Here is a 23,368-nt window from a genome sequence, read left to right on the forward strand (position 1 = left end):
CGCGGGCGATCCGCCGCGGTGCCCGCCGACGCGACCGTTGATCCATGACCGAGAAGCTGACCGTCCGCATCGTCGTCCGACGCATCGTCACCGCCGTCGCCGTCTCCGTGTTCGCCACCGTCGTCCTGGGTTCGGCCGCCGTCGCGTCCGCGTCGTCCGTGGCGCCTCCCGGTGTCGGACCGGTGACCAATCCGACCGAGCGCGCCGTCGCCGCCCTGGTGGGCGAGCACCCCGAAGACGCGCTGTACACGCTGCCCGACGATTTCGTCCGGGTGGTCGGCTACCGGCCCGTCATCGAGGCCGGGCGGCCCGCGAACCCGTGGGGCGGGTGCTCCAGTCCGATACCGCTGCCCGACCGTTTCGAGCCCGCGTGCCGCAGCCACGACTTCGGGTACGACCTGCTCCGGTACGGCGACCGCACCGGAGAGCCCGCCGCCGCGTGGGCGCGTCGCGCGCTCGACCAGATGCTGGTGAACGCCATGCACGCCGTGTGCACCGATCCGCTGTGCGACATGTCCGCGGGGCTCGCGGACGGCGGCCTGACCGTGAACTCGTGGCGGCAGGGCTGGTCGGCTCCGTCGTCGGAGTCCGCCGCGGATGTCGCGTCGACGACCGTCGTCCGCCTCACCGAGACGATGGCGGGACGACGATGACCGCGCGCACACCCGTCGTCGTCGGCGGTGTGGTCGGCTGGGCCCTCGCGCTCGCACCGGGCCAGCTCCCCCATCCCGCGCTCCTGACTGCAGCGGTCGGGACGGTGCTCATGCTCGTCGGGATGGGTGTCGGGGGCTGTTGCGCCCTGGTCGCCGGACGGCGAAGGCCGATCACGCGGCGGATGCTGCTGTGCTCCGCCGCGGTCTCCGTCCTGCTGGTCGTGGCGTCCCACCGATGGCAGGTGCGAGTGGCGGACGGCATCGGCGTCGCCGCGCCCGGCCCGGAGTGGATCGCCGCGTCCGCCGGGATCCCGCTCGCCGTCGCGGCCGCGGTCGCGGTGGTCCCCGGTCGGGTGTGGGCGGTCGGCGCGGTCGTCGCCGCCCTCATCGGAGCCCCCGCCGCCCGGGCACACGCCGCCGAACCCGACGTCCCGGCCGACCCGGCGATCACCTACTCGCGCCTCGACCGCTCGTCGGACGTCGACGCCCGAGCCCGCGACCTCGTGGCACGGTGGGCTCGCAAGCCCGCAACGAGCGCGGTCGTCGTCATCGTCCCGACCGGTTCGGGGTGGGTCGACACGAGCGCGGTCACCGGTTTCGAGGAACGGTTCCACGGCGACGTCGCGTTCGTGGCGATGCAGTACTCGGCGGTCCCGTCCTGGCAGGCGTATCTGACGTCGCCGGACGCGGCGACCGACTCGGCGATCGCCGTCGTCCGGGCGCTCGACCAGCGTCTCCGCACGCTGCCGACACGACCCGATGTGTACGTCTTCGGCCAGAGCCTCGGCGCGATCGGCGCCGACGCGGCCCGGGGATGGGCCGACCGGGCGGGGGTCCGCCTCACCGGCACGGTGCTGTCGGGGCCGCCCGCGGGCACCGTCGAGCCCCTTCCCGACTGCGCTCGACGCACGGTCCTGGCGAACGCGACGGATCCCGTCGTCGACGCCGACGCGTCACTGCTGTGGCGCCCGCCCACGCGGGACGTGACGACGATCGGGGCCCCGCGCGCAGCCGCGCCGTGGATTCCGGGCGTCTCGTTTGTCGGGACGGCCCTCGACCTGGCCGTCTCCCTGGACGGCCCGGTCGGCACCGGCCACCACTACGGCGTCGAGCAGGGGCTCGCCGCCGCTCCGTGTCAGGCGATCGGTCCGCGAGCCGCCTCGTAGGCCGCACCGATGCGGTACAGGCGGTCGTCGGCCAGCGCGGGCGCCATGATCTGCAGGCCGACCGGCAGGACGGCTCCGCCGTCGGACGCCGTGCCCGACGGCACCGACATCGCGGCGGTGCCCGCCAGGTTCACCGGCAACGTGCACAGGTCGAACAGGTACATCGCGAGCGGATCGTCGACCTTCTCCCCGAGCTTGAACGCGGTGGTCGGCGTGGTCGGCGAGATCAGGACGTCGACGTCGGCGTAGGCCTTCGCGAAGTCCTGTGCGATGAGCGTGCGGACCTTCTGGGCCTGACCGTAGTAGGCGTCGTAGTAGCCGGAGCTGAGCGCGTAGGTGCCGATCATGATGCGGCGCTTGACCTCGGGGCCGAAGCCCGCGGCGCGGGTGAGCGCCATGACCTCGTCTGCACTGTGCGTGCCGTCGTCGCCGACGCGCAGGCCGTATCGCATCGCGTCGAACCGGGCGAGGTTGCTCGACACCTCCGACGGCAGGATCAGGTAGTAGGCGCCGAGGGCGTACGAGAAGTTCGGGCAGTCGACCTCGACGATCGTCGCGCCGAGCGAGGTGAGCGTCGCGCACGCCTGCTGGAACGACTCCAGGACACCCGCCTGATAGCCCTCGCCCTGCAGCTGTTTGACGACGCCGATCCGGACACCGGTCAGGTCGCCCGTCGCGCCGGCACGGGCTGCACCGACAACGTCGGGCACCGGCACGTCGATCGACGTGGAGTCGCGGGGATCGTGACCGGCGATCACCTCGTGCAGCATCGCGGTGTCGAGCACGGTACGACCGCACGGGCCGCCCTGGTCGAGCGACGACGCGCACGCGACGAGCCCGTAGCGGGAGACGGTGCCGTAGGTCGGCTTCACCCCGACCGTCGCGGTCACGGCCGCGGGCTGCCGGATCGAACCGCCGGTGTCGGTGCCTATGGCGAGCGGGGCCTGGAACGACGCGAGCGCGGCCGCGCTGCCGCCGCCCGAACCGCCGGGGATGCGGTCGACGTCCCACGGGTTGCGCGTGATCTGGTACGCCGAGTTCTCGGTCGACGAGCCCATCGCGAACTCGTCCATGTTGGTCTTGCCGAGGATCGGGATGCCCGCCGCGCGCAGACGCTGCGTCAGCGTCGCGTCGTACGGCGACACCCAGCCCTCGAGGATCTTCGAACCGCAGGTGGTCGGCGCGTCGACGGTGGTGAACACGTCCTTCAACGCGATCGGCACACCGGCGAGGGCGCTCGGAGCCTGACCCGCGGCGATCGCCTCGTCGGCGGACTTCGCGGCGGCCAACGCCTCCGCGGCTCCGACGTGCAGAAATGCGCCGAGTTCAGAGTCGATCTCGGCGATCCGGTCGAGATGAGCCTGCGTGACCTCGACGGACGACAGTTCACGCGCGGCGATCTTTCCGGCGAGTTCGGCCGCGGTCAGACCGGTGATCTCACCGGCGGTGCGAGTGCTGGTCTCGGTCACTGTTCCTCCCCGAGGATCTGCGGGACGGCGAATCGGTCCTGTTCGACGGCGGGCGCTCCCGACAGCGCCTCGTCCGGCGTCAACGACGGCGCGACGACGTCCGGGCGGAGGACGTTCCGCAGGTCGGCGGGGTGCGCCGTCGGCGGGACGTCGTCTGCGGCAACCTCGGCGACCTGCGCGACGTGTGTGAGGATCGAATTCAGCTGGCCTGCGTACTGGTCGAGCTCGGCGTCGCTCAACGCCAGCCGCGACAGGCGGGCCAGATGCGCGACCTCGTCACGACTGATTGCGGACTCGGGTTGCGATGACATAGCTCAAGGATATGGGACCGCCGTCGCCCGTCCGCACGCGCCTCCGCCACCCCGCGACATGTCCTCTGTTCGAATGAACGCTCGTCCGGTGCCGCGGTGGCCGTCCGCTCCGGAGGGCCGTAGCCTGAGTACATGATCATCGTCACGACGAATGAACTTCCCGGCTACCGGATCGAGCATGTCTTCGGCGAGTGCTTCGGCCTCACCGTGCGGTCTCGCCACATCGGATCGAACATCGGCGCCGGCCTGAAGTCGCTCGCGGGCGGTGAGCTCAAGGGCATCACCCAACTGCTCCACGAGTGCCGCCAGGAGGCGCTGAGCCGCCTGTCCGAGGAGGCGCAGGGACGCGGAGCGAACGCCGTCGTCGCGTTCCGCTTCGAGACCACCGAATACGCCGGTGGCGGCGGGGTGGAAGTCTGCGCCTACGGCACCGCCGTCGGCGTCCGACCGGTCGACGGCCCGCATGCCGCTCAGCAGCACGCGCCGCAGGGCCAGCAGTTCGCGCCCGGCCAGCCCGCGCCGCAGCAGTAGTCCACGGTGTCGTACCTACTGCGCCTTCGTCTGTCCGACCGCCCCGGCAGCCTCGGGATGCTCGCCGTGGAACTCGGCGCCGTCGGAGCGGACATCCAGTCCCTCGAAGTGGTCGAGCGGGGTGAGGGGTACGCGGTCGACGACATCGTCGTCGAACTGCCCCCCAACGCCTTGCCGGACACGCTGATCACCGCGGCCGAGAACGTCCACGACGTGCACGTCGAATCGTTGCGCCCCTTCTCCGACGTCCTCGACACTCATCAGGAGCTCGAGCTGATCGACGACGTCGCCACCGCGGAGACCGACCGACTCCAGGTGCTCGTCGACCGCGCTCCCCGCGTGCTGCGCGCATCGTGGGCGATGATCGTGGCACGCCCCGGAGCCGACGTGCTCACCCTGTTCGGTAGCCCGGGGGCTCCCGAGACGCCGCTCGAGCACGCCGACTGGCTTCCGTTGACGGCCGCGACCAGCTTCGACGACCTGTCGTGGGCTCCGCAGATCTGGCGTGACATGGACACCACCCTGGTGGCGGCGCCGCTCGGCGGCGGCGCGAAGGCCCTGCTGCTCGGCCGTACCGGCGGACCCGAGTTCCGCCCGTCCGAGGTGGCGCGTCTGGGCTATCTGACCGGCATCATCGGGACGGTCGTCGACCACGGCCGCTGAGCGCCCGTCACTCGATGGGCGGGGCTCCGGTCTCGAGGAGCACCTTGAAGGCGTCTTCGTCGAGGATCGGGACGCCGAGGTCCTCGGCCTTCGCCGCTTTGCTGCCCGGTGAGTCGCCGATGACGACGTAGTCGGTCTTCTTCGAGACCGAGCCCGACGCCTTGCCGCCGCGAGCGATGATCGCCTCCTTCGCGCCGTCGCGGGTGAAGTCGACGAGCGAGCCGGTCACGACCAGCGTCTTGCCTTCCAGCGTGCGTTCGACGGTGTCGTCTCGCTCGTCTTCCATCGACACGCCCGCGGCCCGCCATTTGGCGACGATGTCGTGGTGCCAGTCCACGGCGAACCAGTCGTGGACGCTGGCGGCGCGCGTCGGGCCGAGCCCGTCGACCTGTGCCAGCTCCTCCACCGACGCGTTCTCGATCGCCTCGAGCGAACCGAAGTGGGTGGCGAGCGCGCGCGACGGCGTCGGCCCGCAGTGACGGATCGACAACGCCACGAGCACCCGCCACAGCGGGACGTCTTTCGCCTTGTCCAGATTGTCGAGCAGGCGACGCCCGTTGGCCGAGAGCGCCCCGTCCTTCGTGGTGTACAGCCCGGTGGTGAGGAGGTCGTCCTCGGTCAGGGAGAAGAGGTCGCCCTCGTCGACGAGGACACCGCTGGACAGGAGCGCCTGCGCGCCTTCGTAGCCGAGCGCTTCGACGTCGAACGCTCCGCGTCCGGCCAGGTAGAACAGCCGTTCACGGAGCTGGCCCGGGCAAGTGCGCTGGTTGGGGCACCGGATGTCCTTGTCCCCTTCCTTAGCCGGGGCGAGCGCGGTCCCGCATTCGGGGCAGTCGACGGGCATCACGAACTCGCGTTCGGTTCCGTCGCGCAGTTCGACGACCGGTCCCAGCACCTCCGGGATCACGTCGCCCGCCTTGCGGATGGTGATCGTGTCGCCGATCAGCACGCCCTTACGCTGCACTTCGAAACCGTTGTGCAGGGTGGCGCGCGCGACGGTCGAACCCGCGACGGTCACCGGCTCCATCAGTGCCCACGGCGTGACGCGGCCGGTGCGTCCGACTCCGACCATGATGTCGAGGAGCTTGGTCGTGACCTCCTCCGGCGGGTACTTGTAGGCGATGGCCCATCGCGGCGCGCGCGAGGTGGCTCCGAGCCTGCGCTGCAGGGTGACGTCGTCGACTTTGACGACGAGGCCGTCGATCTCGTGGTCGAGTTCGGGCGAGTGTCGGTTCTCGCCCCAGTACGCGACGGCCTCCAGCACCGCGTCGGCTCCGACGACTTTGCGCGTGTGCGATGACACCGGCAGTCCCCAGTCGGCCAGGGCCGTGTACGCGTCGTGCAGCGACTCCGGGCGCCAGCCGTCGATGCGACCGATGCCGTGGCAGATCATCCGCAGATTTCGACGGGCGGTGACCTGCGGGTTCTTCTGTCGCAGCGAGCCCGCCGCCGAGTTTCGGGGATTAGCGAACGGGGCCTTCCCGTCGGCGACGAGGGAGGCGTTCAACGCGGCGAAGTCGTCGAGGCGGAAGTACACCTCGCCTCGCACCTCGAGCAGTTCGGGAACCGGGCGCGCGTCGGACGACAACTGGTGCGGCACACCGACGATCGTCCGCGCGTTGAGGGTGACGTCCTCACCGGTCCGGCCGTCGCCGCGCGTTACGCCCCGGATGAGCGTCCCGTTCTCGTAGGTGAGGGCGAGCGCCACACCGTCGATCTTCAATTCGCAGAGGAAGTCGATGCCCTGGCCCGCGTCGGCCTCGGTGCGCGACACCCAGGCCCGCATCTCGTCGGCGTCGAAGACGTTGTCGAGCGACATCATCCGTTCGAGGTGGTCGACGGAGGCGAAGTCCGTCGAGAATCCCCCGCCGACGAGCTTGGTCGGCGAGTCGGCGACGGCCAGCTCCGGGTGGGCTTCTTCGAGTGCCTCGAGACGCCGAAGGAGCGTGTCGAACTCGCCGTCGCTGATGGTCGGCGCGTCCTGCACGTAGTAGCGGAACTGGTGTCCACGGACCTCGTCCGCGAGCTCGGCCCACTCGCGCTCCGCGCTCGCACTGTCCCTGCGTGCGTCGGTTTCGACGGCCTGCCCATCCGATTTCGTCACGAACACAGGGTATCGAAGCCCTACGACAACACATCGCTTCCACGTCGGTCGCAATCGATCGATCGGTTGATTGCCCGCGCCGACCGAGGCGAACTAGGTTTGCCCGGTGTTCACGTACTCGCGCGGAGCGATCGCAATCGTCACCATCTCTGCAGTCCTCGCCGTGTCGTCATGTTCGGCCCGATCGACAGGGCCCGACGACCCCGTCCCCGCCACCACGTCGAGCGACCATGTCAGCTCGACCGCCCCGTCCACGACGACCGCCGACAGCACGACAGTCGACCTGTCGTCCGACGCGTGGATCACGAATCAGACGATCGCGAACACGTGCAACAACCCGGGGAATGCGGGATATCCGGTGCCGGGGAGCCGTGGAGCCGACACCGATCACACAGTGTTCGACGTGACGTCGGGCACGTGGCTGCCGGTCCCGCTGCCCCGAACCGATCGGGCCGGTGAGAAGTCCGAACACCTCGAATGCGTGATCACCGGTGATCCGAAGGATCCCGTCGTCGTCTATGCGTCGACGATAGTCACCTCGGCCCAGGGTCGATCCGGCGAGAAACGCCGCGGTGAGGTGTACGCGATCAAAGTGCGCGGCGGTTCAGCCGACGACGCCGTCGACCTGTCCAGCATCCTCACGCCCGGAACCGGGCCGGACTACATCGACTTCAAGTCGTTTCCCGGAGGCTTCTTCCTGGGCGAAGTCGGCATCGACGTCGGCGGAGGACGCGTCGCACCGGGCCGTGGCCTCAAGCTCGTCACCTTGGACGACCACCTGAAGCCGACGGTCACCAATGTCTTCCCGTTCTCGCCCCGCAACGTGAACGACATCGACGGCGTGGACATGTCGGTGAACGGCGACGTCACCCGCGTCGTCCTCGACAAGCCCGACGCGGTTCTGAAGATCGGACGATTGGACTGGATCCGCACTACTCCGCGAGGATCGACGCCGCTCCCCGACAATCCGTCCATCTACGCCGCGGTCGGTCGGTTCGTCGTCTACCGGGTCAGTTCGACCAACGGGATCGTATTGATGGACACCGTCAGCGGCAAGAAGATCACCACCCCCTTCAAAGACTCGCTGCCTGGGGATCCGCGGGTGTGGGGCAGCGTGGTGAAGATCGGCAACAGCTGGGTGGTCGACATGTCCACCGGCACCGTTCTGCTCGACTCGACGAAGGAGACGTCCCCCGCCAAGAACGCGCTGGCCGACCACTACCTCTACGTCGACGACGGCGCCGACAACCCGGTCATCGACCTGCGGACGGGACGGACAGTGTCGAAGGGCTGGACCGTGAGGCCGGTCGGTCGAATCGAAGGATGGACGATCGTCAGCCACTCCGGCACCCTCGAACCGGACCGTCTTGAGCTCGTGAAGGACACGAACGGAACTTATCCTGGCCCCTGGTGGTGATCCACGCATACGGTGTAGCTCATGCCGCATCCGATCATGTTCGACGACGACGATCCCGTTCTGGCGATGCTGCGCGAACGCGCTCTCGCGCTGCCCGAGGCCACCGAGAAGGTGGCGCACGGGCGTCCGACATTCCGCTGCGGCAAGATGTTCGCGATGTACGGCGGCTCGCGGAAGGGTGAGACGAAGACTCCCCTGCCCAACGCGTTGCTCTTCATCCCCGACCCGGCCGAACACGAGGCGCTCACCCAGGACGACCGCTTCTTCGTCCCCGCCTACGTCGGCGCGTACGGCTGGCTCGGCATCGACCTCGCGGCCGCCCCGGACTGGGACGAGGTGGCCGAGCTCCTCGACGCGTCGTTCCGTCAGATCGCCCCGAAGCGCGCGATCGCCGTCCTCGACGGCTGACACCCGGTCGCTCCTCTCGGCTACATCCGCGGCATTCGGGAGAGGAGCGGATGTAGCCGACGGGAGCGGGCAGACGATCGTCAGAGCGCAGACGGATCGGTGGCGAGGAGTTCGGCGGTGCGGGAGGCCAGGCGGAGGCCCGCGGCGGCCCACGCGGGGGTGGTGCCTGCGAATCCGCCGGTCGGGGTGACGACCACGTTGTCGCGCAGGACCCCGCGGTCGAGGCCGATCTCGTCGATCAGCGCGGCGAGACGCTGCGCGAGCTGGTCCGCGGTGACCGGAACCGCGGGCGGCGAGGCGGGGACGACAGCCGCGAGCATCACGCCGCCGCCGTCGAGGAACTCCGCCATCTTGTCCTTCTGCTCGTCCGGGAGCGGCCGCGACAGGTCGACTGTCACCGAGTACGACGACAGCAGCGGGCACAGGTCCGACTGCGGGGTCGCTCCGCCGTTGAGGATCATCGGCGCACCGATCGTCGCGGCCATCTCCTCCAGACGTTGCGCCACCAGCGACACCGGGACGGGCGGGATGGCGTCCAGCCTGGTCAGCGGTTGCACGCTGCCGTTGAGGACGGCGTCGACCTGCGGCTCGTCGAGTTGGACGACGACCTCGGCCCCGAGTCGGCGCCGCAGTTCGCGGACGTGTTCGGCGAGCCCGTCGGACATCGACGCGACGACGTCCATGCGCGCACCGCGATCGCGCACGAGCTTGTGGCCGTTGCGCAACTCAACCTGCGCGGAGAAGGTGAACGGACCGCACGACTGGACTTTGAGCAGTCGCCCGGTGTCGATGAGGCCGCTCGAGTCCCAGTGCTCTTCGAGGGCGTCGAGGTCGCGCGCCAACAGGTCGCGGGCGCGCCTGGTGACCGAACCGGGCCGCGAGGTGAGTCGGTACGCGTCGTGGACCATCTCGAACGGCAGGTCGATGAGGATGGCGCCCGCGCGTCCGACCGAGTCGGCGCCCACCCCGCGCGCCGGGAGTTCGGGAACGAACGCGAAGTCCGTCTCGCCCGAGACGATCGCGACGGCCTCGGCCGGGTCGACGCCGGGCATCGGTCCGAGGCCGGTGCCGAGCCCGGTGGGCAGGCGCGGCGCGACGTCGTTCACGCAGTGGCCTCGACGGTGGTCGCGATGCGACCGCAGCCGAGGACGAGGTCGCCGTTCGCGTCGTCGGCCGCGTACAGGACCGCGGCCTGCCCGCGGGCGACTCCGCGCAGCGGCGTCCGCAGGTCGATCCGGACGGCCGGACCGCCGTCCACCTCGATCGGGGTCGCGACGGCGGGTGCGAGCCCGCCGTGCGCGCGCACCTGGACGGTGCATTCGATCGGCCCGTCGGGGGTGACGCCGCTCGTCCAGATCGCTCGGACCGCGGTGATCGAGGTGACGTCGAGGTCGGTCGCCGATCCCACCGTGACGGTGCCCGACTCCGGGTCGATCCCGGTCACGTACCTGGGGCTGCCGTCCGCGCCGGGCCCGGCGATGCCGAGTCCCTTGCGCTGACCGATCGTGAAACCGTGGACGCCGTCGTGGTCGGCGAGCTTGCGCCCGGTCGCCTTCTCGATCACCGCACCCGGGCGGATGCCGATACGCGCGCCGAGGAACGCACGCGTGTCGCCGGTCGGGATGAAGCAGATGTCGTGCGAGTCGGGCTTGTTCGCGACGGCGAGCCCGCGGCGCTCCGCCTCCTCGCGGATCTGCGGCTTCGGCGTGTCGCCGACCGGGAACATCGCCCGCGACAACTGGTCGTGGTCGAGGACCGCGAGCACGTACGACTGGTCCTTGTCGGCGTCGACCGCGCGACGCAGCTCGCCGTTCTCCAGTCGTGCGTAGTGGCCGGTCGCGAGCGCGTCGAACCCGAGAGCCTCCGCGCGCTCGGCGAGCGCCGAGAACTTGATCTTCTCATTGCACGACAGGCACGGATTGGGTGTCTCACCGGCGGCGTAGGACGCGACGAACTCGTCGATCACGTCCTCCTTGAACCGGTCGGCGAAGTCCCACACGTAGAACGGGATGCCGAGGACGTCGGCCGCGCGGCGCGCGTCGTCGGCGTCCTCCCGCGAACAGCAGCCCCGAGACCCGGTGCGCAGGGCCCCGGGCGCCATCGACAACGCGAGATGCACGCCGACCACGTCGTGACCTGCCTCGACCGCCCTGGCGGCGGCGACCGCCGAATCGACCCCACCGCTCATCGCTGCGAGCACGCGCATCAGCGTCTCCCTCCCGTTCGCGACCCCGCGCTGAGCAGTCCTGCCGCCCGCGCGCGGTTCACCACCTCGCCGATCGCGTCGGCGACAGCGGTCACATCGTCATCGTCATTGTCGTGGGCGAGCGAGAAGCGGAGCGATCCGCGCGCCGTCGCCATGTCCAGGCCCATCGCCAGCAGCACGTGGCTGGCTGCGGCCACTCCGGCCGTGCAGGCCGAGCCCGTCGAGCACTCGACGCCCTTCGCGTCGAGGAGCATCAGCAGGGAGTCGCCCTCGCATCCCTCGAACGACACGTGGACGATCCCCGGCAGCGCATCCGCCGCGTCCGGGCGTCCGACGGCGCCGTTCACCCGGACGCCGCCGACGTCGACGAGCACATCGCGCAGCCGTTCCCGCAGTGCGACGACGCGCGCCGCGTGCTCGTCCCGGTTCTCGACGGACCACCGCAGCGCGGCGGCCATGCCCGCCGCAGCGGGCACGTCCTGAGTGCCCGACCGCAGGTCTCGTTCGTGGCCGCCACCGTGCAGCAGCGGTGTGCAGGCGACGTCGCGACGCAGGAGCAGCGCGCCGATCCCCTGAGGTCCGCCGAACTTGTGGCCCGCGATGCTCAACGCCGCGAGTCCGCTCGCCGCGAAGTCGACGGACAGGTGTCCGGCCGCCGCGATGGCGTCCGAGTGCACGGGGATCCCGTGGTCCGCGCCGAGACGGGCGACCTCGGCGACCGGCTGCACCGTGCCGACCTCGTTGTTCGCCCACATCACCGAGATCACGGCGACCGAGTCGGCGTCGGCCGCCAGCAGATCGCGCAGGGCGTCGACGTCGACGACTCCGATCTCGTCGACCGGGAGGACGACGAGTTCGGCTCCGGCCTCGTCGACGAGCCACTGCGCCGGGTCGAGGATCGCGTGATGTTCGACGGCCGAGATCACGATCTTCCGACGGCGGTCGTCGTCGCGGCGTCGGGCCGCATAGACGCCCTTGAGCGCGAGATTGTCGGCTTCGGTGCCTCCGCTGGTGAAGATCACCTCGGAGGGTCGAGCCCCCAGATCGCGGGCGATCGACTCGCGCGCCTCTTCGAGGATGCGCCTGGCCCTGCGGCCGGAGCCGTGGAGCGACGACGAGTTGCCCGGGCGAGCCCATGCGGCCTCCATCGCCGCACGTGCCTGACCGACGAGTGCGGTGGACGCTGCGTTGTCGAGGTAGGCGGGGTGCGAAGGCGTGGACATGACCCCACCACGATAGCCGCGCCCGGTGACCAGGGGAAAATCACCGACCGGACGCCGCCGGTCAACGCACTGTCTGTCCGACCGCGAGGACTCCCGCCGGATCGTGCTGCCGCGCCAGCGCCGCCAGCCACACCCTGGTGTCGTCGTCGTAGCAGCGCCCGATCGTCTCGGGATCGGACGAGGCGGTGAAGTTGGGCAGCCGCGCACCGTCGCTGAACGGTGCGAGCGCCGCAAGCACGGCCCGCGTCGCGTCGGGCACGACGTCGGCGATCGGCGGCGCGAGCACTCCGACGATCTGCACGTTGGCCGCCGCGCCGCGATGACAGAGCGCGCTGCGCGTGGCGCCCTCGCGGGCGAACGCACCGCCGAGCAGGCGCAACTCCACGAGCAGCAGTGGGCTCCCACTGGTCGGGCCCGCCTTGTCGACGAGCGCGGCGATCGTCTCCGGCGTGACCTCGCGGAGCAGGACCGAGTCTTCGAACACCGGCATCGGATCGGTCGGATCTGCGTGGATCCCGCCGATCGCCGCGTACGGCATCGGAGCCACGGCGTCGAGGATCGGCGGGGCCGCGGTGCGCATCGGCGCGAGGACTGTCGCGGCGGCCGCCGGATCGGCGAGGCTCGCGAAACGCACGGCGACGGTGAATCGTCCGGCGAGCATCGGCGGAACGCCCGGCAGGTCCGGGAGTCGCAGCAGCGCGACCGACGTGTCGGCGTCGTCGGGCAGCGTCCGCGTCCACGCCTGCCACGCGTGCAGGACGGCGGCGGCGTCGTCGCCGTCGAAGTAGAGTGCGCCGCCGTAGAAGCCGGTCAGCGGCAGCAGGTCGATCACCGTGTCGACGACGACGCCAAGCGTCGCCTTGCCGCCGCGCAGTCCCCAGAACAGTTCCGCGTTCTCGTCCGGCGCCGCGCGCCGCACGCGGCCGTCGCCGGTGACGACCGTGAACTCGCGAACATAGTCGGCCGCACTGCCGAGAGCCCGGACCATCGGACCGATGCCGCCACCGGTCAGCATGCCGATCACACCGACGCCAGGGGCACTGCCGCAGACCGGGGCCAGACCGAGCGGCGTCGCCGCGTCGATGACCGCCTGCCAGCGCAGACCCGCTCCGACCGTCGCCGACCGCGTCACCGAGTCGACGTGCAGTCGGTCCAGTCGGCCGGTGCGGACCAGCAGCGTGTTCCCGTCGAGTTCGGTGGCGCCGTGCCCGGTCGCGTGGACGGCGACGGTCATCGCGTTCGCCGCCGCGAATGCGACGACGGCGGCCACGTCGTCGGCGTCGATGACGTCGATCACCGCCCACGGCCGGCGGGACACCACCACGTTGAACGGGATCGTCGCGTATCCCGGGTCGCTGGGGCGATGCACGTCGCCGCGGACGGCTTCGCGCAGTTCGGCGATGTCCGCGCGGTCGATGCCTCGGTCGGTCTCGATGGTCATGGCACTTCCTCCTGTCGACGGCGGCGACCCGGTGATCGCCGCGGTGACAACAGCGTCTCCGGCCCCGCTTGTCGCGCACTTGGAGCGGGCTTGGAGAGCTCGCCGGGACGGCCGGAGGTCAGAGGAGGGCGCGCGCGGCGGACTCGACGCGAGGGAGGCCGAGGAGCCGGGCGTCGGACGCGATCACCGAGACCGCGGCGGAGCGCGGACCGCCGACGGGGAGGCGGGACGCGGCCAGGAGGCGGCAGCGCAGCAGCCCGGACGGGCTGTCGCCCTTCTCGCAGAGGGCCCGCGCCCGGAGCAGGGCGGCGTCGCCCGCCGCATCGTCGCCGAGCAGGAAGTGCAGTCGCGCGAGTGCGAGGTCGACCGGACCGACGCAGCCGACCTGACCGACCGTGGCGATGCATCCCCGGAACGGCGTCAGATACTCCAGGAACGACTGCGCGCGGTCGGCCAGACCGAGCTCGGCGACGAGGTCGGCGAGCACCGTCGCCTGCGCGAGCGACGTCCAGAACATCGGATGATCGTCCCGCGACCACAGGTCGATCATCGTGCGGACCGTCGCCTCGTCGCCCTGCGTCCACGCGACGGTCGCGACGCCCGCCGCCATCAGCCGCGCCACCTGGTCGTCGGGGGCCTGCGCGACGACCGACGCCGCCCAGTCCATGCGGCCGGACTCGTCGGTGCCGACGACGTCGTCGATCAACTCGCCGACGCCCTGCTGTCCGGCGAGCGCCATCAGCGCGAGCATTCCCGAGCCCGCGACGTACAGTTCGGTCTGCTGGTGCACGGTCATCGCGACCCGGAAGTGGTCGCGGGCCACGTCGAAGTCGGCGTGCCACACCGCGAGCGCCATCTCCATCCACCGCAACTGTGCACGCAGCACGGGAAGTCGCATGCGTTCGCTCCCGGAGATCGCCCGCCGGAGATGGCCGACCGTCGAGGGCAGATCGCCGAGGGTCAGCGCGGCCATCGTGACCACCGAGTCGGTGATGACCGAGTCGAGTTCGCGGTCGGCGTGCGTCATGCCCGAGATCCGCCCGGCGAGTGCGATCTGCTCCTGCGCATGCGATGCGACGCCGGAGTAGGTGATGAATCGAGCGAGCGCCGCATCGGCGGCGGCGTCCTCGTCGCCGACCTGCCCGGCCGCCTCATCGGCCCGCCGGAGCAGTTCCGCCGGTACGTCGGCGTCGCGGTGATAGCAGTGCCCCACGGCGAGCGCCCCGAGGATTCCGACGAGCGCGCGCGGTCGGTCCGCGAACGCCTCCGACGCCTCCTGAAGCACCGCGTGCAGGCCGGCGGGCACCGCGGTCGGCGACATCCACGGCCAGCCGCCGCCCGCGCGCAGCAGGGTCCGTGCGAGCCGACCCGCGGTGTCCGCGGCGCCGTCGACGACCGCGTCGCGCAGCCGCGTCTCGACGGTGTCGAGGACGAGTTGGGCGCGGCCCGCCCTGGCGTTGGCTCCGAGCATCGCGACGAGCAGTTCGTCGCGTCGGGCGACGTCGGCGTCGCCGCTCACGGCCGACTCGTACGTCGCGAGCGCACGCCCGTACCAGTACGCGGCGTTCTCCGAGTCCCACCGTCTCGTCGCGTCGTCGGCCGCCGCCCGGCAGGCCGTGACGATCTCGTCGATCTCGGCCACCGGGAGCGCCTCCAACAGATGGGCGGCTCTGGCCTGGATCGCGCCCGCGCCGTGCACGTCGGCGAGGACGTCCGCGATCCGCTTGTGCATCCGGCAGCGCCGCAGCGGCGCGAGCGCCGCCGACGCCTGCTCGCGCAGCAGGGCGTGGGCGAACGCGGGCCGCCCGCTCGACGACGTCCAGACCACGATCGCATCGTCCGCCGCTTCATCGAGGCAGTCGGCGACGTCGGCCGTCGGCCGGTCCATCACCCGCGCCAGCAGGGTGACGTCGATGTCGTCGCCGAGAAGCGCCGCGTACCCGATCACCTCGCGCACCGGCGGGTCGAGCGTGTCGAGCCGTCGTTCCAGCACCGACCGCACCGCGTCGGGCATCCGCCCCGCGCGCCGACTCGCGGGGAGCCGCGCGTACTCGGTGACGAACAGCGGGTTGCCGCCGGTCCTCGCGGTGATCTCGAGCGCGTCGCCGGTGGACAGTCGTTCGCCCGCCACGAACCGGACGAGATCGCTCACCTCGTCCCGCGTCAGTCTCGGCACCGTCAGCACGTCGCCGCCCGCTCGGATCAGGGCGTCCCGCAGGCGCGAGGTCGCCGGGCCGATCTCCTCCTCCCGCACCGTCAGGACGACGCTCACACGCGGTCGGGTGAGGACCGAGGCGAGATAGCCGAGCAGACCCGACGTCATCGGGTCCGCCCACTGGACGTCGTCGACGACGAGTGTCACGGGTGCGGCGGCCTGCAGCAGGCCCTGGACGCGTTCGTAGACGACGAACCGCGCCGTGTCGGCGTCGACTCCGGAGGGGATCGAGAGCACCTCGTCGGGGTCGGCCCCCAGTTCCCGGCACAGGTGACGCAGCGGCCACCACGCGGGGATGCCCTCGGCGTCCGGGCACCGCACCCACACCGTCGTCTCGCCGCGCAGCCCGGCCAACCGGGTCGCCTCCTGTGCGAGACGCGTCTTGCCTATTCCGGCCGGTCCGACGAGCGCGAGCCATGCGGTGCCCGAACGGTCCGGGGCGTACAGTTCCGCGATCGACTCGACGAGCGCGGTCCGTCCGATGATCGGAGCCGCGGCCTCCGTGTTCGGGTCGACGTCGACCCGAACGCTCCGCGGGACGTCCGCGGGTTCCCTCGCCTGCTCGGCTCCCGCCCAGTGCGGCGGGCGAGGCCACGCCGCGATCTCCGGGTCGTGCCGCAGGATCGCGCCCTGCAGTTCGCCGAGTTCCACACCGGGGTCGAGGCCGAGCTCGTCGCCGATCGCCCGCGAATGCTCGCCGAACAGCGCCAACGCCTCCGCGGCCCGACCCGCCCGGTACAGCGTGATCATGTGCAGCCAGACGCCGCGCTCGCGGAGCGGATCGCTCGCCCGGAGCGCCGTCACCTCGGTCGCCGCGGCCGCGATGTCGCCTGTCGCCAACAATGCGGTCACGTGGATCTCGGCGACGCCGAGCCGCGTCTCGGTCAGCGACGCCGCGGGCACCGACACCCAGTCGTGGTCGCCGAACTCGGCGAGCAGTTCACCCCGCCACCGATTCGCGAACTCCGCCGACAGCGCCAGCGCGTCGTCCCACCGCCGGTCGCGGCGCGCGTCGTGGGCGTCACGGGCGAGTCGTTCGACGTCGGCGACGTCGAACGAGTCGGACCCGAGATCCAGGCGGTATCCGGGATTCACACGCTGGATGGGCGACGCCTCGCCGTCCGCGTCGCGCAGCAGTCGGCGCAGGTTGGAGATGTACGCCTGCAGGCTCGTCCCCGCCGCGGCGGGCTGATTCTCGCCCCACACCGAATCCATGATGCGGTCGCGGGACACGACGGCCCCGCGACCGAGGAGGAGTGCGGCCAGCACGGCCCGCTGCTTCGGAGACCCCAGGTCGACCGCGACACCGTCACGGATCACGGCCAGCGGACCGAGGGCTCGATACTCACGCATCGGCTCGCTCATTCACCAGGCGATCCTACGGTGGACGCGACGGCGATCGTTCCCGTTCGCGAGGAACGTCCGTCCGCGCGGTCCGGTTCGGCGTCCAGGCGTGCCCGGCCGAGCGTCGCCGCGGCGACCGCCGCCCCGGCCATCGCGATGCCGCAGCCGATCCACAGCGCGACGACCAGCGCTTCGGTGAACGCCTCCGCCGCATCGGGTGCGAACGCCGACTGTGCGGGGAACACCGCACCGAGGGCGGCGACGCCGAGCGCGATGCCCGACTGCCGGAACACGTCGTTCACTCCGGCCGCGAGTCCGACGTCGTCGCTGCCGCTCTCGGCGAGGACGATCGCCGACAGCACCGGATTGAACACGCCCGCCCCCACGCATGCGAGCAGGAAGCCGGGGACGAGATTCCAGCCGCTGCTGTCGACGGTCGCGATCGTCATCCACGCGAGCCCGCAGGCGACCGCCACCAGCGACACCGAGATCAGGATGCGCGGCGCGACCACCCGCATCAGCTTGTCCGTGGCGCCTGCGACGACGAACATCACGACGGTCCCCGGCAGGTACACGAGACCGGCCTCGATCGGCGACAACCCGACGACACCCTGCAGGTACAGGGTCACGTAGACGAACACGGCGAACATCGACGCGGAGATCGCGAACGTCGCCGCCTGGGCTCCGGCGAAGACCCTGGTCGCGAACAACCCCAGCGGGAGCATCGGCTCGGCCACCTTGCTCTCGATCAGCAGGAACAGGCCGAACGCGACGGCGGCGATCAGGAACATCAGCAGCGTGCGGTCGGCCGACCAGCCTCGCTCGGACGCCTGGAAGAAGCCGTCGGTCAATGCCCCGAGCGCGATGACCGCGGCCACCTGGCCGGCCCAGTCACCGCGACGCGGCTCCGCGCTCGCCGACTCGTCGATCCACCGCACGCCCGCCAGCATCGCGAGACCGACGGGCACGTTGATCACGAAGATCGCGCGCCAGTCGAACCACTCGGTGAGCATCCCGCCGAGCAGCGGACCGACGGCGAACGCCCCGCCGATGGTCGCGCCGTACGCGGCCAGGGCGCTCGCGCGGGCCTTGGTCCCGTGCCCGAATGTCGCCGCCAGCAGGGCGAGCGACGTCGCGAACAGCAGCGAGGCTCCGAGTCCCTGGACCACGCGCGCCGCGTTGAGGATCACGAGCCGGTCGGCGCTCGCGCACAGCACCGACGACACGGTGAACACGACGGCTCCGATGACGAAGACGCGTCGTCGTCCGACGCGGTCGGCCCAGGCGCCCGCGCTCAGCACCGTCGCGGCCAACGCCAGCGTGTACCCGTCGACCACCCACTTCAGTCCGCTCAGATCGGCCGAGAAGTCCTTGGAGATCGCGGGCAGCGCGGTGTTGACCACCGCGATGTCGAGCATCAGCATCGCCGTCGCCGCGCACACCACGGCGAGGGTGATCCGGCGGCGTCCGTCCCACCGGTCTGTCGTATCGGTCATGATCGTCCTCTCGAATAGTCGATGAGGACGACTGTCGCGACCGGCGCTTGGAAACCCCTTGCCGCGGGCTTGGCTCGCCGGTCAGGCCACCGATGTCAGCGACGACGTGGGCCGCGCGTCGAGGGTCACGATGCTCTCGGACAGGTCTGGAGCCGGTGCGATCAGCCGCTGCGCGGCGTCGGCGAGCTCACGCCGATCCGGCACGGGCAACTGCAGGTCGAAGACGGTGACGGTGACCGTCAGCTCGCGCGCGGTGACGATCCGCAAGAAGGTCGATCCGATGGTGTCGTCGCCGATGAAGCCCGCCAGCGCTGTCGGACGACCAGCGTCGCGGTACGTCAGACGCATCGGGAGCACCGGCGCGCCGGCGTCGACCGCGGCTTGGAAGAACGCGGGCCGGAATCGCCCCGACGCCGCACCGCACCACGTGGTGCCCTCCGGGAACACGGCGACCGCCCGTCCCCGATCGAGGATGCCGGTGACCCGCTCGACCATCGGGACCAGCAGGCGCAGATCCCCTCGCACGTGTGAGAGCACCCCGAACGCCTTGGCGACGACGCCGAAGCCCGGCATCTGCGCCACCTCGCGCTTGGCGACGAAGCGGGCGGGCGCCACGGACGCCATCGCGACGATGTCCAGGAACGACACGTGATTGGCTACGATCAGCGCGCCGCGTACATCGCGGGCCCGGCTCGGACGATGATCGTCGACGGTGAGCCGGACGCCCATCGACCGCAGGCAGACGCGTGCGCTGCCCCTCCAGTACCCGTGGCGGGCGCGACGAGGCACGAGCACCGTCACCGTCCCCGCCGCCAACAGGACGATCGCGGCGCACGCGAACCCGGCCATCCGCAGTGCCGACGTGAGCCGTGACGCCCGGTCGGTCTCCGGCACGCACGCCGTGCCGCAGGGACTGTGCGGCAGCCACTGGTTCACTGTCGTGTCCGCCATCGTGTTCTAGTCCGTGCTCTTCATGCGGGCCATCGCACCGCGAAGGCGGTCGACGTACCGCTGTTCGCCTCGGTGCCGGTCCAGGACCGTCAGGAAGTCGCCTACATCGAAGACCTCGTCGAACGCGGGCTCACCGCAGACGCGCGCCCCGAGCCGGGTGTACCCCTTGAGCAGAGCGGGCAGTCGAAGCGTCTCCGGCGGATCCAGCTCGTCGAGGGTGCGTCCGTCGACGGTGACCGGGATGTGCGGGAACGCCTGCCAGTCGCCCCGGTACGCCTCTCGGGCCAGATCGCGGATGCCGCGGAGTTCGCGTCCCCTGCCGAGCGGCGACTCGAGCGGCACCGACACGCAACCCATCATGTACCGGTAGCCGCCGTCCTCCAGGTATCCGAGGAGCGCCGCCCACAGCATCGCCGTGACGGATCCGCTGCGGTGATCGGGGGCGACGACGGCGCGTCCCATCTCGACGGTCTCGCCGCGGATCGCGTCGAGTTCGGTGAGATCGAACTCGCCCGCCGAGTACCAGCCGCCCGCGGCGATGGCGCGCGGCGGCGGGAGCACCCTGGCGCAGCCGACGAGCGCGTCGGTCGGCACGTGGCGCACGAGCAGGTGTTCGCAGTGGTCGTCGAAGCCGTCCGCGTCGCGCCCCGATTCGGCGTCGCCGATCGAGTCGGAGTAGCCGGGCTCGTTGTTGAAGACCTCGAATCGGAGGCGCTGCGCCGCGTCCACGTCGACCGCGTCCTCGGTGATCGTCACCTCGTAGTCGCCGCCCGCCAGGAGCACCCGGCGCGTGCGTGCGTTGATCGCTGCAACTTCAATCACTGTCATGAGTGCAGTCAATGGCACGCGATCGGCCGGGCGGGCACGACGACGTGACCGGTTCGCACACGTCCCGTGAACACCTCGACGACGGGTTTCCCGTCTCGCAACCCGCCCGTATCGCCGATGTCGCGTTGCCCGTCGGTCCTCTACGACAGCAGAACACCCCGCCGCGATGCGACGGGGTGTTCGTCAGATGACTCGACGAGTCAGCTCACTTGCGCTTGTTCACTTCCTCGGTCAGCTGCGGGGCGACGTTGAAGAGGTCGCCGACGATGCCGAAGTCGCTGATCTCGAAGATCGGGGCCTCTTCGTCCTTGTTGACGGCCACGATGGTCTTCGAGGTCTGCATGCCCGCACGGTGCTGGATGGCGCCCGAGATGCCCAGGGCGATGTACAGCTGCGGCGAGACGGTCTTGCCCGTCTGACCGACCTGGAACTGGCCCGGGTAGTAACCCGAGTCGACAGCGGCGCGCGACGCGCCGACGGCAGCGCCGAGCGAGTCGGCGAGAGCCTCGACGACCTCGAATTTCTCCGCCGAGCCGACGCCGCGGCCACCCGAGACGACGATCGACGCCTCGGTCAGCTCGGGGCGGTCGCCGCCGACGTTCGGTGCGAAGCCGGTGATCTTGACGGCGTTCTCGGCCTGAGCCGGGACCTCGACGTTGACGACCTCGCCCGCGCCTGCGGCCGGAGCCGCCTCGACGCCGCCGGGGCGGACCGAGATGACCGGCGTGTCGCCGCCGGCCTGGGCGTCGACGGTGAACGCGCCACCGAAGATCGAGTGGACGCCGGCACCGCCTTCCTTCACCTCGATGACGTCGGTCAGCAGACCCGAGCCGAGACGCACGGCGAGACGACCGGCGATCTCCTTGCCGTCCGCGGTGGCGGCGACGAGGACGCCCGCGGCTCCGACCTGCTCGGCGAGAGTCGACAGGACGTCGACCTTCGGCGAGATGAGGTAGCCCGCGACGTCGTCCGATTCGGCGACGTAGATCTTCTCGGCGCCTGCCTCGGTGAGACCTGCGGTGACGCCCGCGGCCGAGCCGGGGCCCGCCACGACGACGGCCGCCGGGGTGCCGAGCGCACGGGCGGCGGTGATGAGTTCGCTGGTGACCTTCTTCAGCCCACCCTCGGCATCCTGCTCAACGAGCACGAGTACTTCAGCCATGAATTTTCTCCTGAATGTCTTTGGTAATCGCCGGAATGGGGCGGGATCAGATGATCTTCTGGCCGACCAGGTACTCGGCGACCTTGGTGCCGCCGTCGCCCTCGTCGACGACTCGCTCGCCCGCGGTCTTCTCGGCCTTCGGGGTGACGCCGGTGACGGTGCTGCCCGCGTTGGCGAGGCCGACGACCTCGGGCTCGATGCCAAGCTCGGCGAGGGTCAGGACGAGGACTTCCTTCTTCTTCGCGGCCATGATGCCCTTGAAGGACGGGAAGCGGGGCTCGTTGATCTTCTCGTTGACCGAGACGATCGCCGGGATGGAGGCCTCGACGGTGAAGATGCCGTCATCGGTCTCGCGCTCGCCCTTGAGGCTCTCGCCCTCGACCTCGAGCTTGCGCAGGTGCGTCAGGTGCGGGAGTTCCAGGTACTCGGCGATCATGGCGGGGACGGCGCCGCTGCGACCGTCGGTCGCCTCGTTGCCCGCGATGACCAGCTCGACGCCTTCGACCGTGCCGAGCGCGGTGGCGATGACGTAGGCGGTCTGGACGGCGTCGCTGCCGTGCATCGCCGGGTCGTTGATGTGGATCGCCTTGTCGGCGCCCATCGAGAGAGCCTTGCGGATGGCGTCGGTCGCGCGGTCGGGACCGGCGCAGAGCACGGTCACCTCGCCACCGTCGCGCTCCTTGATCTGCAGCGCTTCCTCGACTGCACGCTCGTTGATCTCGTCGAGAACGGCGTCGGCAGCCTCACGGTCCAGCGTGTAGTCGCCATCGGCGAGCTTGCGCTCGGACCAGGTATCGGGAACCTGCTTGATCAGAACGACAGTATTCGTCATGGGTCTTCGTCGACCTCCTGCTCGGGTTCGGCAACTTACCAGCCGGTAAGGCCCTGGGTCATCTCTCACTGTAGCGGCTGACCTCGCCAGCGAGAACGTGGCGTCTCTCATAAATCGCGACGACACGATGCGGATCGGGCGAACCTGTTCCACTAAGGTTCTGGAAATGACCGAACCGCAGGCCGGAACTGGAGAAGATCAGCTCGCCCTCACCGGCGAACGCACCGTCCCGGGCATCCCCGCCGAGAACTACTGGTTCCGCAGGCACGAGGTGGCATACGACTACATCCTGCGCCGATGCTCGGGCCGCGACGTCCTCGAAGCGGGCTCCGGCGAGGGCTACGGCGCGTCCATGCTGGCCCGGACCGCGCGGTCGGTCACCTGCGTCGACTACGACGAGCAGGCCGTCGACCACACACGCCGCCGCTATCCCGAACTGACCGTCCACCGCGGCAACCTGATCGACCTTCCGCTCGACGACACCAGCGTCGACACGATCGTCAACTTCCAGGTGATCGAACACCTGTGGGATCAGAGCGAGTTCGTGCGCGAATGCCACCGCGTACTGCGCGGCGGCGGCGAACTGCTGATGAGCACCCCGAACCGCATCACCTTCTCCCCCGGCCGCGACACGCCGCTCAATCCGTTCCACACGCGGGAACTGTCGGCCACCGAGCTCACCGAACTGCTGTCGGACGACGGTTTCGACGTCGTCGACATGCTCGGCGTCTACCACGGCGTGCGCCTGGTGGAACTCGACGAGAAGTGGGGCGGTTCGATCATCGACGCCCAGATCGAGCGGGCGCTCGCCGGACAGCCGTGGCCGGACGAACTGGTCGACGACGTCGCAGGCATCACGATCGCCGATTTCGACATTCGCCGTGCGTCCGAGGCCGACATCGATGCGAGCCTCGACCTGCTCGCGGTCGCCGCGCGCTTCTAGTCGCG

Annotated in this window: 20 protein-coding genes; 7 read left to right on the forward strand and 13 right to left on the reverse strand. The window is 70.6% G+C overall.

Features of this window, described 5'->3' with window-relative positions; genetic code table 11:
• Window positions 1-44 precede the first annotated feature (44 nt).
• On the forward strand, window positions 45-653 hold the full coding sequence (locus tag GYB83_RS20285) for a phospholipase A2 family protein (protein WP_161897108.1): 609 nt from the start codon (window positions 45-47) through the stop codon (window positions 651-653).
• The gene (locus GYB83_RS20290; protein WP_161897109.1) at window positions 650-1,819 is read left to right on the forward strand and encodes an alpha/beta-hydrolase family protein; all 1,170 of its coding nucleotides are present in this window, start codon (window positions 650-652) and stop codon (window positions 1,817-1,819) included. The genes GYB83_RS20285 and GYB83_RS20290 overlap by 4 nt, the downstream gene beginning before the upstream one ends.
• On the opposite strand, the gene gatA is transcribed toward GYB83_RS20290, so the two are convergent.
• Together gatA and gatC are read right to left on the reverse strand one after the other, a co-directional pair.
• Window positions 1,789-3,288 carry an Asp-tRNA(Asn)/Glu-tRNA(Gln) amidotransferase subunit GatA gene (gene gatA / locus GYB83_RS20295; protein ID WP_161897110.1) on the reverse strand — a complete coding sequence of 500 codons (1,500 nt, stop codon included), beginning with the start codon at window positions 3,286-3,288 and terminating at the stop codon, window positions 1,789-1,791. The genes GYB83_RS20290 and gatA overlap by 31 nt on opposite strands.
• The gene (gene gatC, locus GYB83_RS20300) at window positions 3,285-3,599 is read right to left on the reverse strand and encodes an Asp-tRNA(Asn)/Glu-tRNA(Gln) amidotransferase subunit GatC (protein WP_161897111.1); all 315 of its coding nucleotides are present in this window, start codon (window positions 3,597-3,599) and stop codon (window positions 3,285-3,287) included. Before gatC ends, gatA begins: the two co-directional genes overlap by 4 nt.
• Before the next feature lie 132 nt (window positions 3,600-3,731).
• Here gatC and GYB83_RS20305 point away from each other — a divergent pair, with 132 nt between their 5' ends.
• Together GYB83_RS20305 and GYB83_RS20310 are read left to right on the forward strand one after the other, a co-directional pair.
• Complete coding sequence (locus GYB83_RS20305; protein WP_161897112.1) at window positions 3,732-4,130, forward strand: YbjQ family protein; 399 nt, start codon at window positions 3,732-3,734, stop codon at window positions 4,128-4,130.
• Between the two features lie 6 nt (window positions 4,131-4,136).
• Entirely contained in the window at window positions 4,137-4,793 is a 657-nt protein-coding gene (locus GYB83_RS20310) for an ACT domain-containing protein (RefSeq protein ID WP_228461659.1), read from the forward strand.
• Between the two features lie 7 nt (window positions 4,794-4,800).
• Here the strand turns inward: GYB83_RS20310 and ligA are convergent, their stop codons facing one another.
• The gene (gene ligA / locus GYB83_RS20315) at window positions 4,801-6,897 is read right to left on the reverse strand and encodes an NAD-dependent DNA ligase LigA (protein ID WP_161897113.1); all 2,097 of its coding nucleotides are present in this window, start codon (window positions 6,895-6,897) and stop codon (window positions 4,801-4,803) included.
• A 106-nt stretch (window positions 6,898-7,003) separates the two neighbouring features.
• Here ligA and GYB83_RS20320 point away from each other — a divergent pair, with 106 nt between their 5' ends.
• Window positions 7,004-8,314 (forward strand): hypothetical protein, encoded by a 1,311-nt coding sequence (locus tag GYB83_RS20320; RefSeq protein WP_161897114.1) that lies wholly within the window; start codon window positions 7,004-7,006, stop codon window positions 8,312-8,314.
• Between the two features lie 21 nt (window positions 8,315-8,335).
• Complete coding sequence (locus GYB83_RS20325) at window positions 8,336-8,722, forward strand: MmcQ/YjbR family DNA-binding protein (protein WP_161897115.1); 387 nt, start codon at window positions 8,336-8,338, stop codon at window positions 8,720-8,722.
• 80 nt (window positions 8,723-8,802) lie between these two features.
• Here GYB83_RS20325 and GYB83_RS20330 read toward each other — a convergent pair whose 3' ends face one another.
• The 10 genes from GYB83_RS20330 to GYB83_RS20375 all read right to left on the reverse strand — a co-directional run bounded on the left by GYB83_RS20330 (window position 8,803) and on the right by GYB83_RS20375 (window position 22,420).
• A complete protein-coding gene (locus tag GYB83_RS20330) occupies window positions 8,803-9,828 on the reverse strand; it encodes a uroporphyrinogen decarboxylase/cobalamine-independent methonine synthase family protein (RefSeq protein WP_228461661.1) in 1,026 nt (341 codons plus the stop codon).
• Entirely contained in the window at window positions 9,825-10,928 is a 1,104-nt protein-coding gene (gene mnmA, locus GYB83_RS20335) for a tRNA 2-thiouridine(34) synthase MnmA (RefSeq protein WP_186349818.1), read from the reverse strand. The genes GYB83_RS20330 and mnmA overlap by 4 nt, the downstream gene beginning before the upstream one ends.
• Entirely contained in the window at window positions 10,928-12,151 is a 1,224-nt protein-coding gene (locus tag GYB83_RS20340) for a cysteine desulfurase family protein (RefSeq protein WP_161897116.1), read from the reverse strand. The genes mnmA and GYB83_RS20340 overlap by 1 nt, the downstream gene beginning before the upstream one ends.
• Window positions 12,152-12,212: 61 nt before the next feature.
• On the reverse strand, window positions 12,213-13,592 hold the full coding sequence (locus GYB83_RS20345; protein ID WP_186349819.1) for an FAD-binding oxidoreductase: 1,380 nt from the start codon (window positions 13,590-13,592) through the stop codon (window positions 12,213-12,215).
• Window positions 13,593-13,710: 118 nt separating this feature from the next.
• Complete coding sequence (locus GYB83_RS20350; RefSeq protein WP_228461663.1) at window positions 13,711-17,160, reverse strand: ATP-binding protein; 3,450 nt, start codon at window positions 17,158-17,160, stop codon at window positions 13,711-13,713.
• A gap of 8 nt (window positions 17,161-17,168) precedes the next feature.
• The gene (locus GYB83_RS20355) at window positions 17,169-18,647 is read right to left on the reverse strand and encodes an MFS transporter (protein WP_161897118.1); all 1,479 of its coding nucleotides are present in this window, start codon (window positions 18,645-18,647) and stop codon (window positions 17,169-17,171) included.
• Window positions 18,648-18,728: 81 nt separating this feature from the next.
• Complete coding sequence (locus GYB83_RS20360) at window positions 18,729-19,598, reverse strand: lysophospholipid acyltransferase family protein (RefSeq protein WP_161897119.1); 870 nt, start codon at window positions 19,596-19,598, stop codon at window positions 18,729-18,731.
• 6 nt (window positions 19,599-19,604) lie between these two features.
• On the reverse strand, window positions 19,605-20,426 hold the full coding sequence (locus GYB83_RS20365) for a GNAT family N-acetyltransferase (protein ID WP_161897120.1): 822 nt from the start codon (window positions 20,424-20,426) through the stop codon (window positions 19,605-19,607).
• Between the two features lie 205 nt (window positions 20,427-20,631).
• On the reverse strand, window positions 20,632-21,588 hold the full coding sequence (locus GYB83_RS20370) for an electron transfer flavoprotein subunit alpha/FixB family protein (protein ID WP_161897121.1): 957 nt from the start codon (window positions 21,586-21,588) through the stop codon (window positions 20,632-20,634).
• A 46-nt stretch (window positions 21,589-21,634) separates the two neighbouring features.
• Window positions 21,635-22,420 (reverse strand): electron transfer flavoprotein subunit beta/FixA family protein, encoded by a 786-nt coding sequence (locus tag GYB83_RS20375; protein WP_161897122.1) that lies wholly within the window; start codon window positions 22,418-22,420, stop codon window positions 21,635-21,637.
• Window positions 22,421-22,586: 166 nt separating this feature from the next.
• Here GYB83_RS20375 and GYB83_RS20380 point away from each other — a divergent pair, with 166 nt between their 5' ends.
• Window positions 22,587-23,363, forward strand: coding sequence for a class I SAM-dependent methyltransferase (locus tag GYB83_RS20380; protein ID WP_161897123.1), 777 nt, complete (start codon window positions 22,587-22,589; stop codon window positions 23,361-23,363).
• Window positions 23,364-23,368: the final 5 nt, after the last annotated feature.

The organism is Gordonia spumicola, assembly GCF_009932475.1.
Lineage (GTDB): Bacteria > Actinomycetota > Actinomycetes > Mycobacteriales > Mycobacteriaceae > Gordonia > Gordonia spumicola.

Excerpts from the sequence above, each read along its gene's own strand:
- GYB83_RS20285 (WP_161897108.1), top strand. The coding sequence starts at position 45 with ATGACCGAGAAGCTGACCGTCCGCATCGTCGTCCGACGCATCGTCACC.
- GYB83_RS20290 (WP_161897109.1), top strand. The coding sequence starts at position 650 with ATGACCGCGCGCACACCCGTCGTCGTCGGCGGTGTGGTCGGCTGGGCC.
- gatC (WP_161897111.1), bottom strand. The coding sequence starts at position 3,599 with ATGTCATCGCAACCCGAGTCCGCAATCAGTCGTGACGAGGTCGCGCAT.
- GYB83_RS20305 (WP_161897112.1), top strand. The coding sequence starts at position 3,732 with ATGATCATCGTCACGACGAATGAACTTCCCGGCTACCGGATCGAGCAT.
- GYB83_RS20325 (WP_161897115.1), top strand. The coding sequence starts at position 8,336 with ATGCCGCATCCGATCATGTTCGACGACGACGATCCCGTTCTGGCGATG.
- mnmA (WP_186349818.1), bottom strand. The coding sequence starts at position 10,928 with ATGCGCGTGCTCGCAGCGATGAGCGGTGGGGTCGATTCGGCGGTCGCC.
- GYB83_RS20340 (WP_161897116.1), bottom strand. The coding sequence starts at position 12,151 with ATGTCCACGCCTTCGCACCCCGCCTACCTCGACAACGCAGCGTCCACC.
- GYB83_RS20345 (WP_186349819.1), bottom strand. The coding sequence starts at position 13,592 with ATGACCATCGAGACCGACCGAGGCATCGACCGCGCGGACATCGCCGAA.
- GYB83_RS20350 (WP_228461663.1), bottom strand. The coding sequence starts at position 17,160 with ATGCGTGAGTATCGAGCCCTCGGTCCGCTGGCCGTGATCCGTGACGGT.
- GYB83_RS20355 (WP_161897118.1), bottom strand. The coding sequence starts at position 18,647 with ATGACCGATACGACAGACCGGTGGGACGGACGCCGCCGGATCACCCTC.
- GYB83_RS20360 (WP_161897119.1), bottom strand. The coding sequence starts at position 19,598 with ATGGCGGACACGACAGTGAACCAGTGGCTGCCGCACAGTCCCTGCGGC.
- GYB83_RS20365 (WP_161897120.1), bottom strand. The coding sequence starts at position 20,426 with ATGACAGTGATTGAAGTTGCAGCGATCAACGCACGCACGCGCCGGGTG.
- GYB83_RS20370 (WP_161897121.1), bottom strand. The coding sequence starts at position 21,588 with ATGGCTGAAGTACTCGTGCTCGTTGAGCAGGATGCCGAGGGTGGGCTG.
- GYB83_RS20375 (WP_161897122.1), bottom strand. The coding sequence starts at position 22,420 with ATGACGAATACTGTCGTTCTGATCAAGCAGGTTCCCGATACCTGGTCC.
- GYB83_RS20380 (WP_161897123.1), top strand. The coding sequence starts at position 22,587 with ATGACCGAACCGCAGGCCGGAACTGGAGAAGATCAGCTCGCCCTCACC.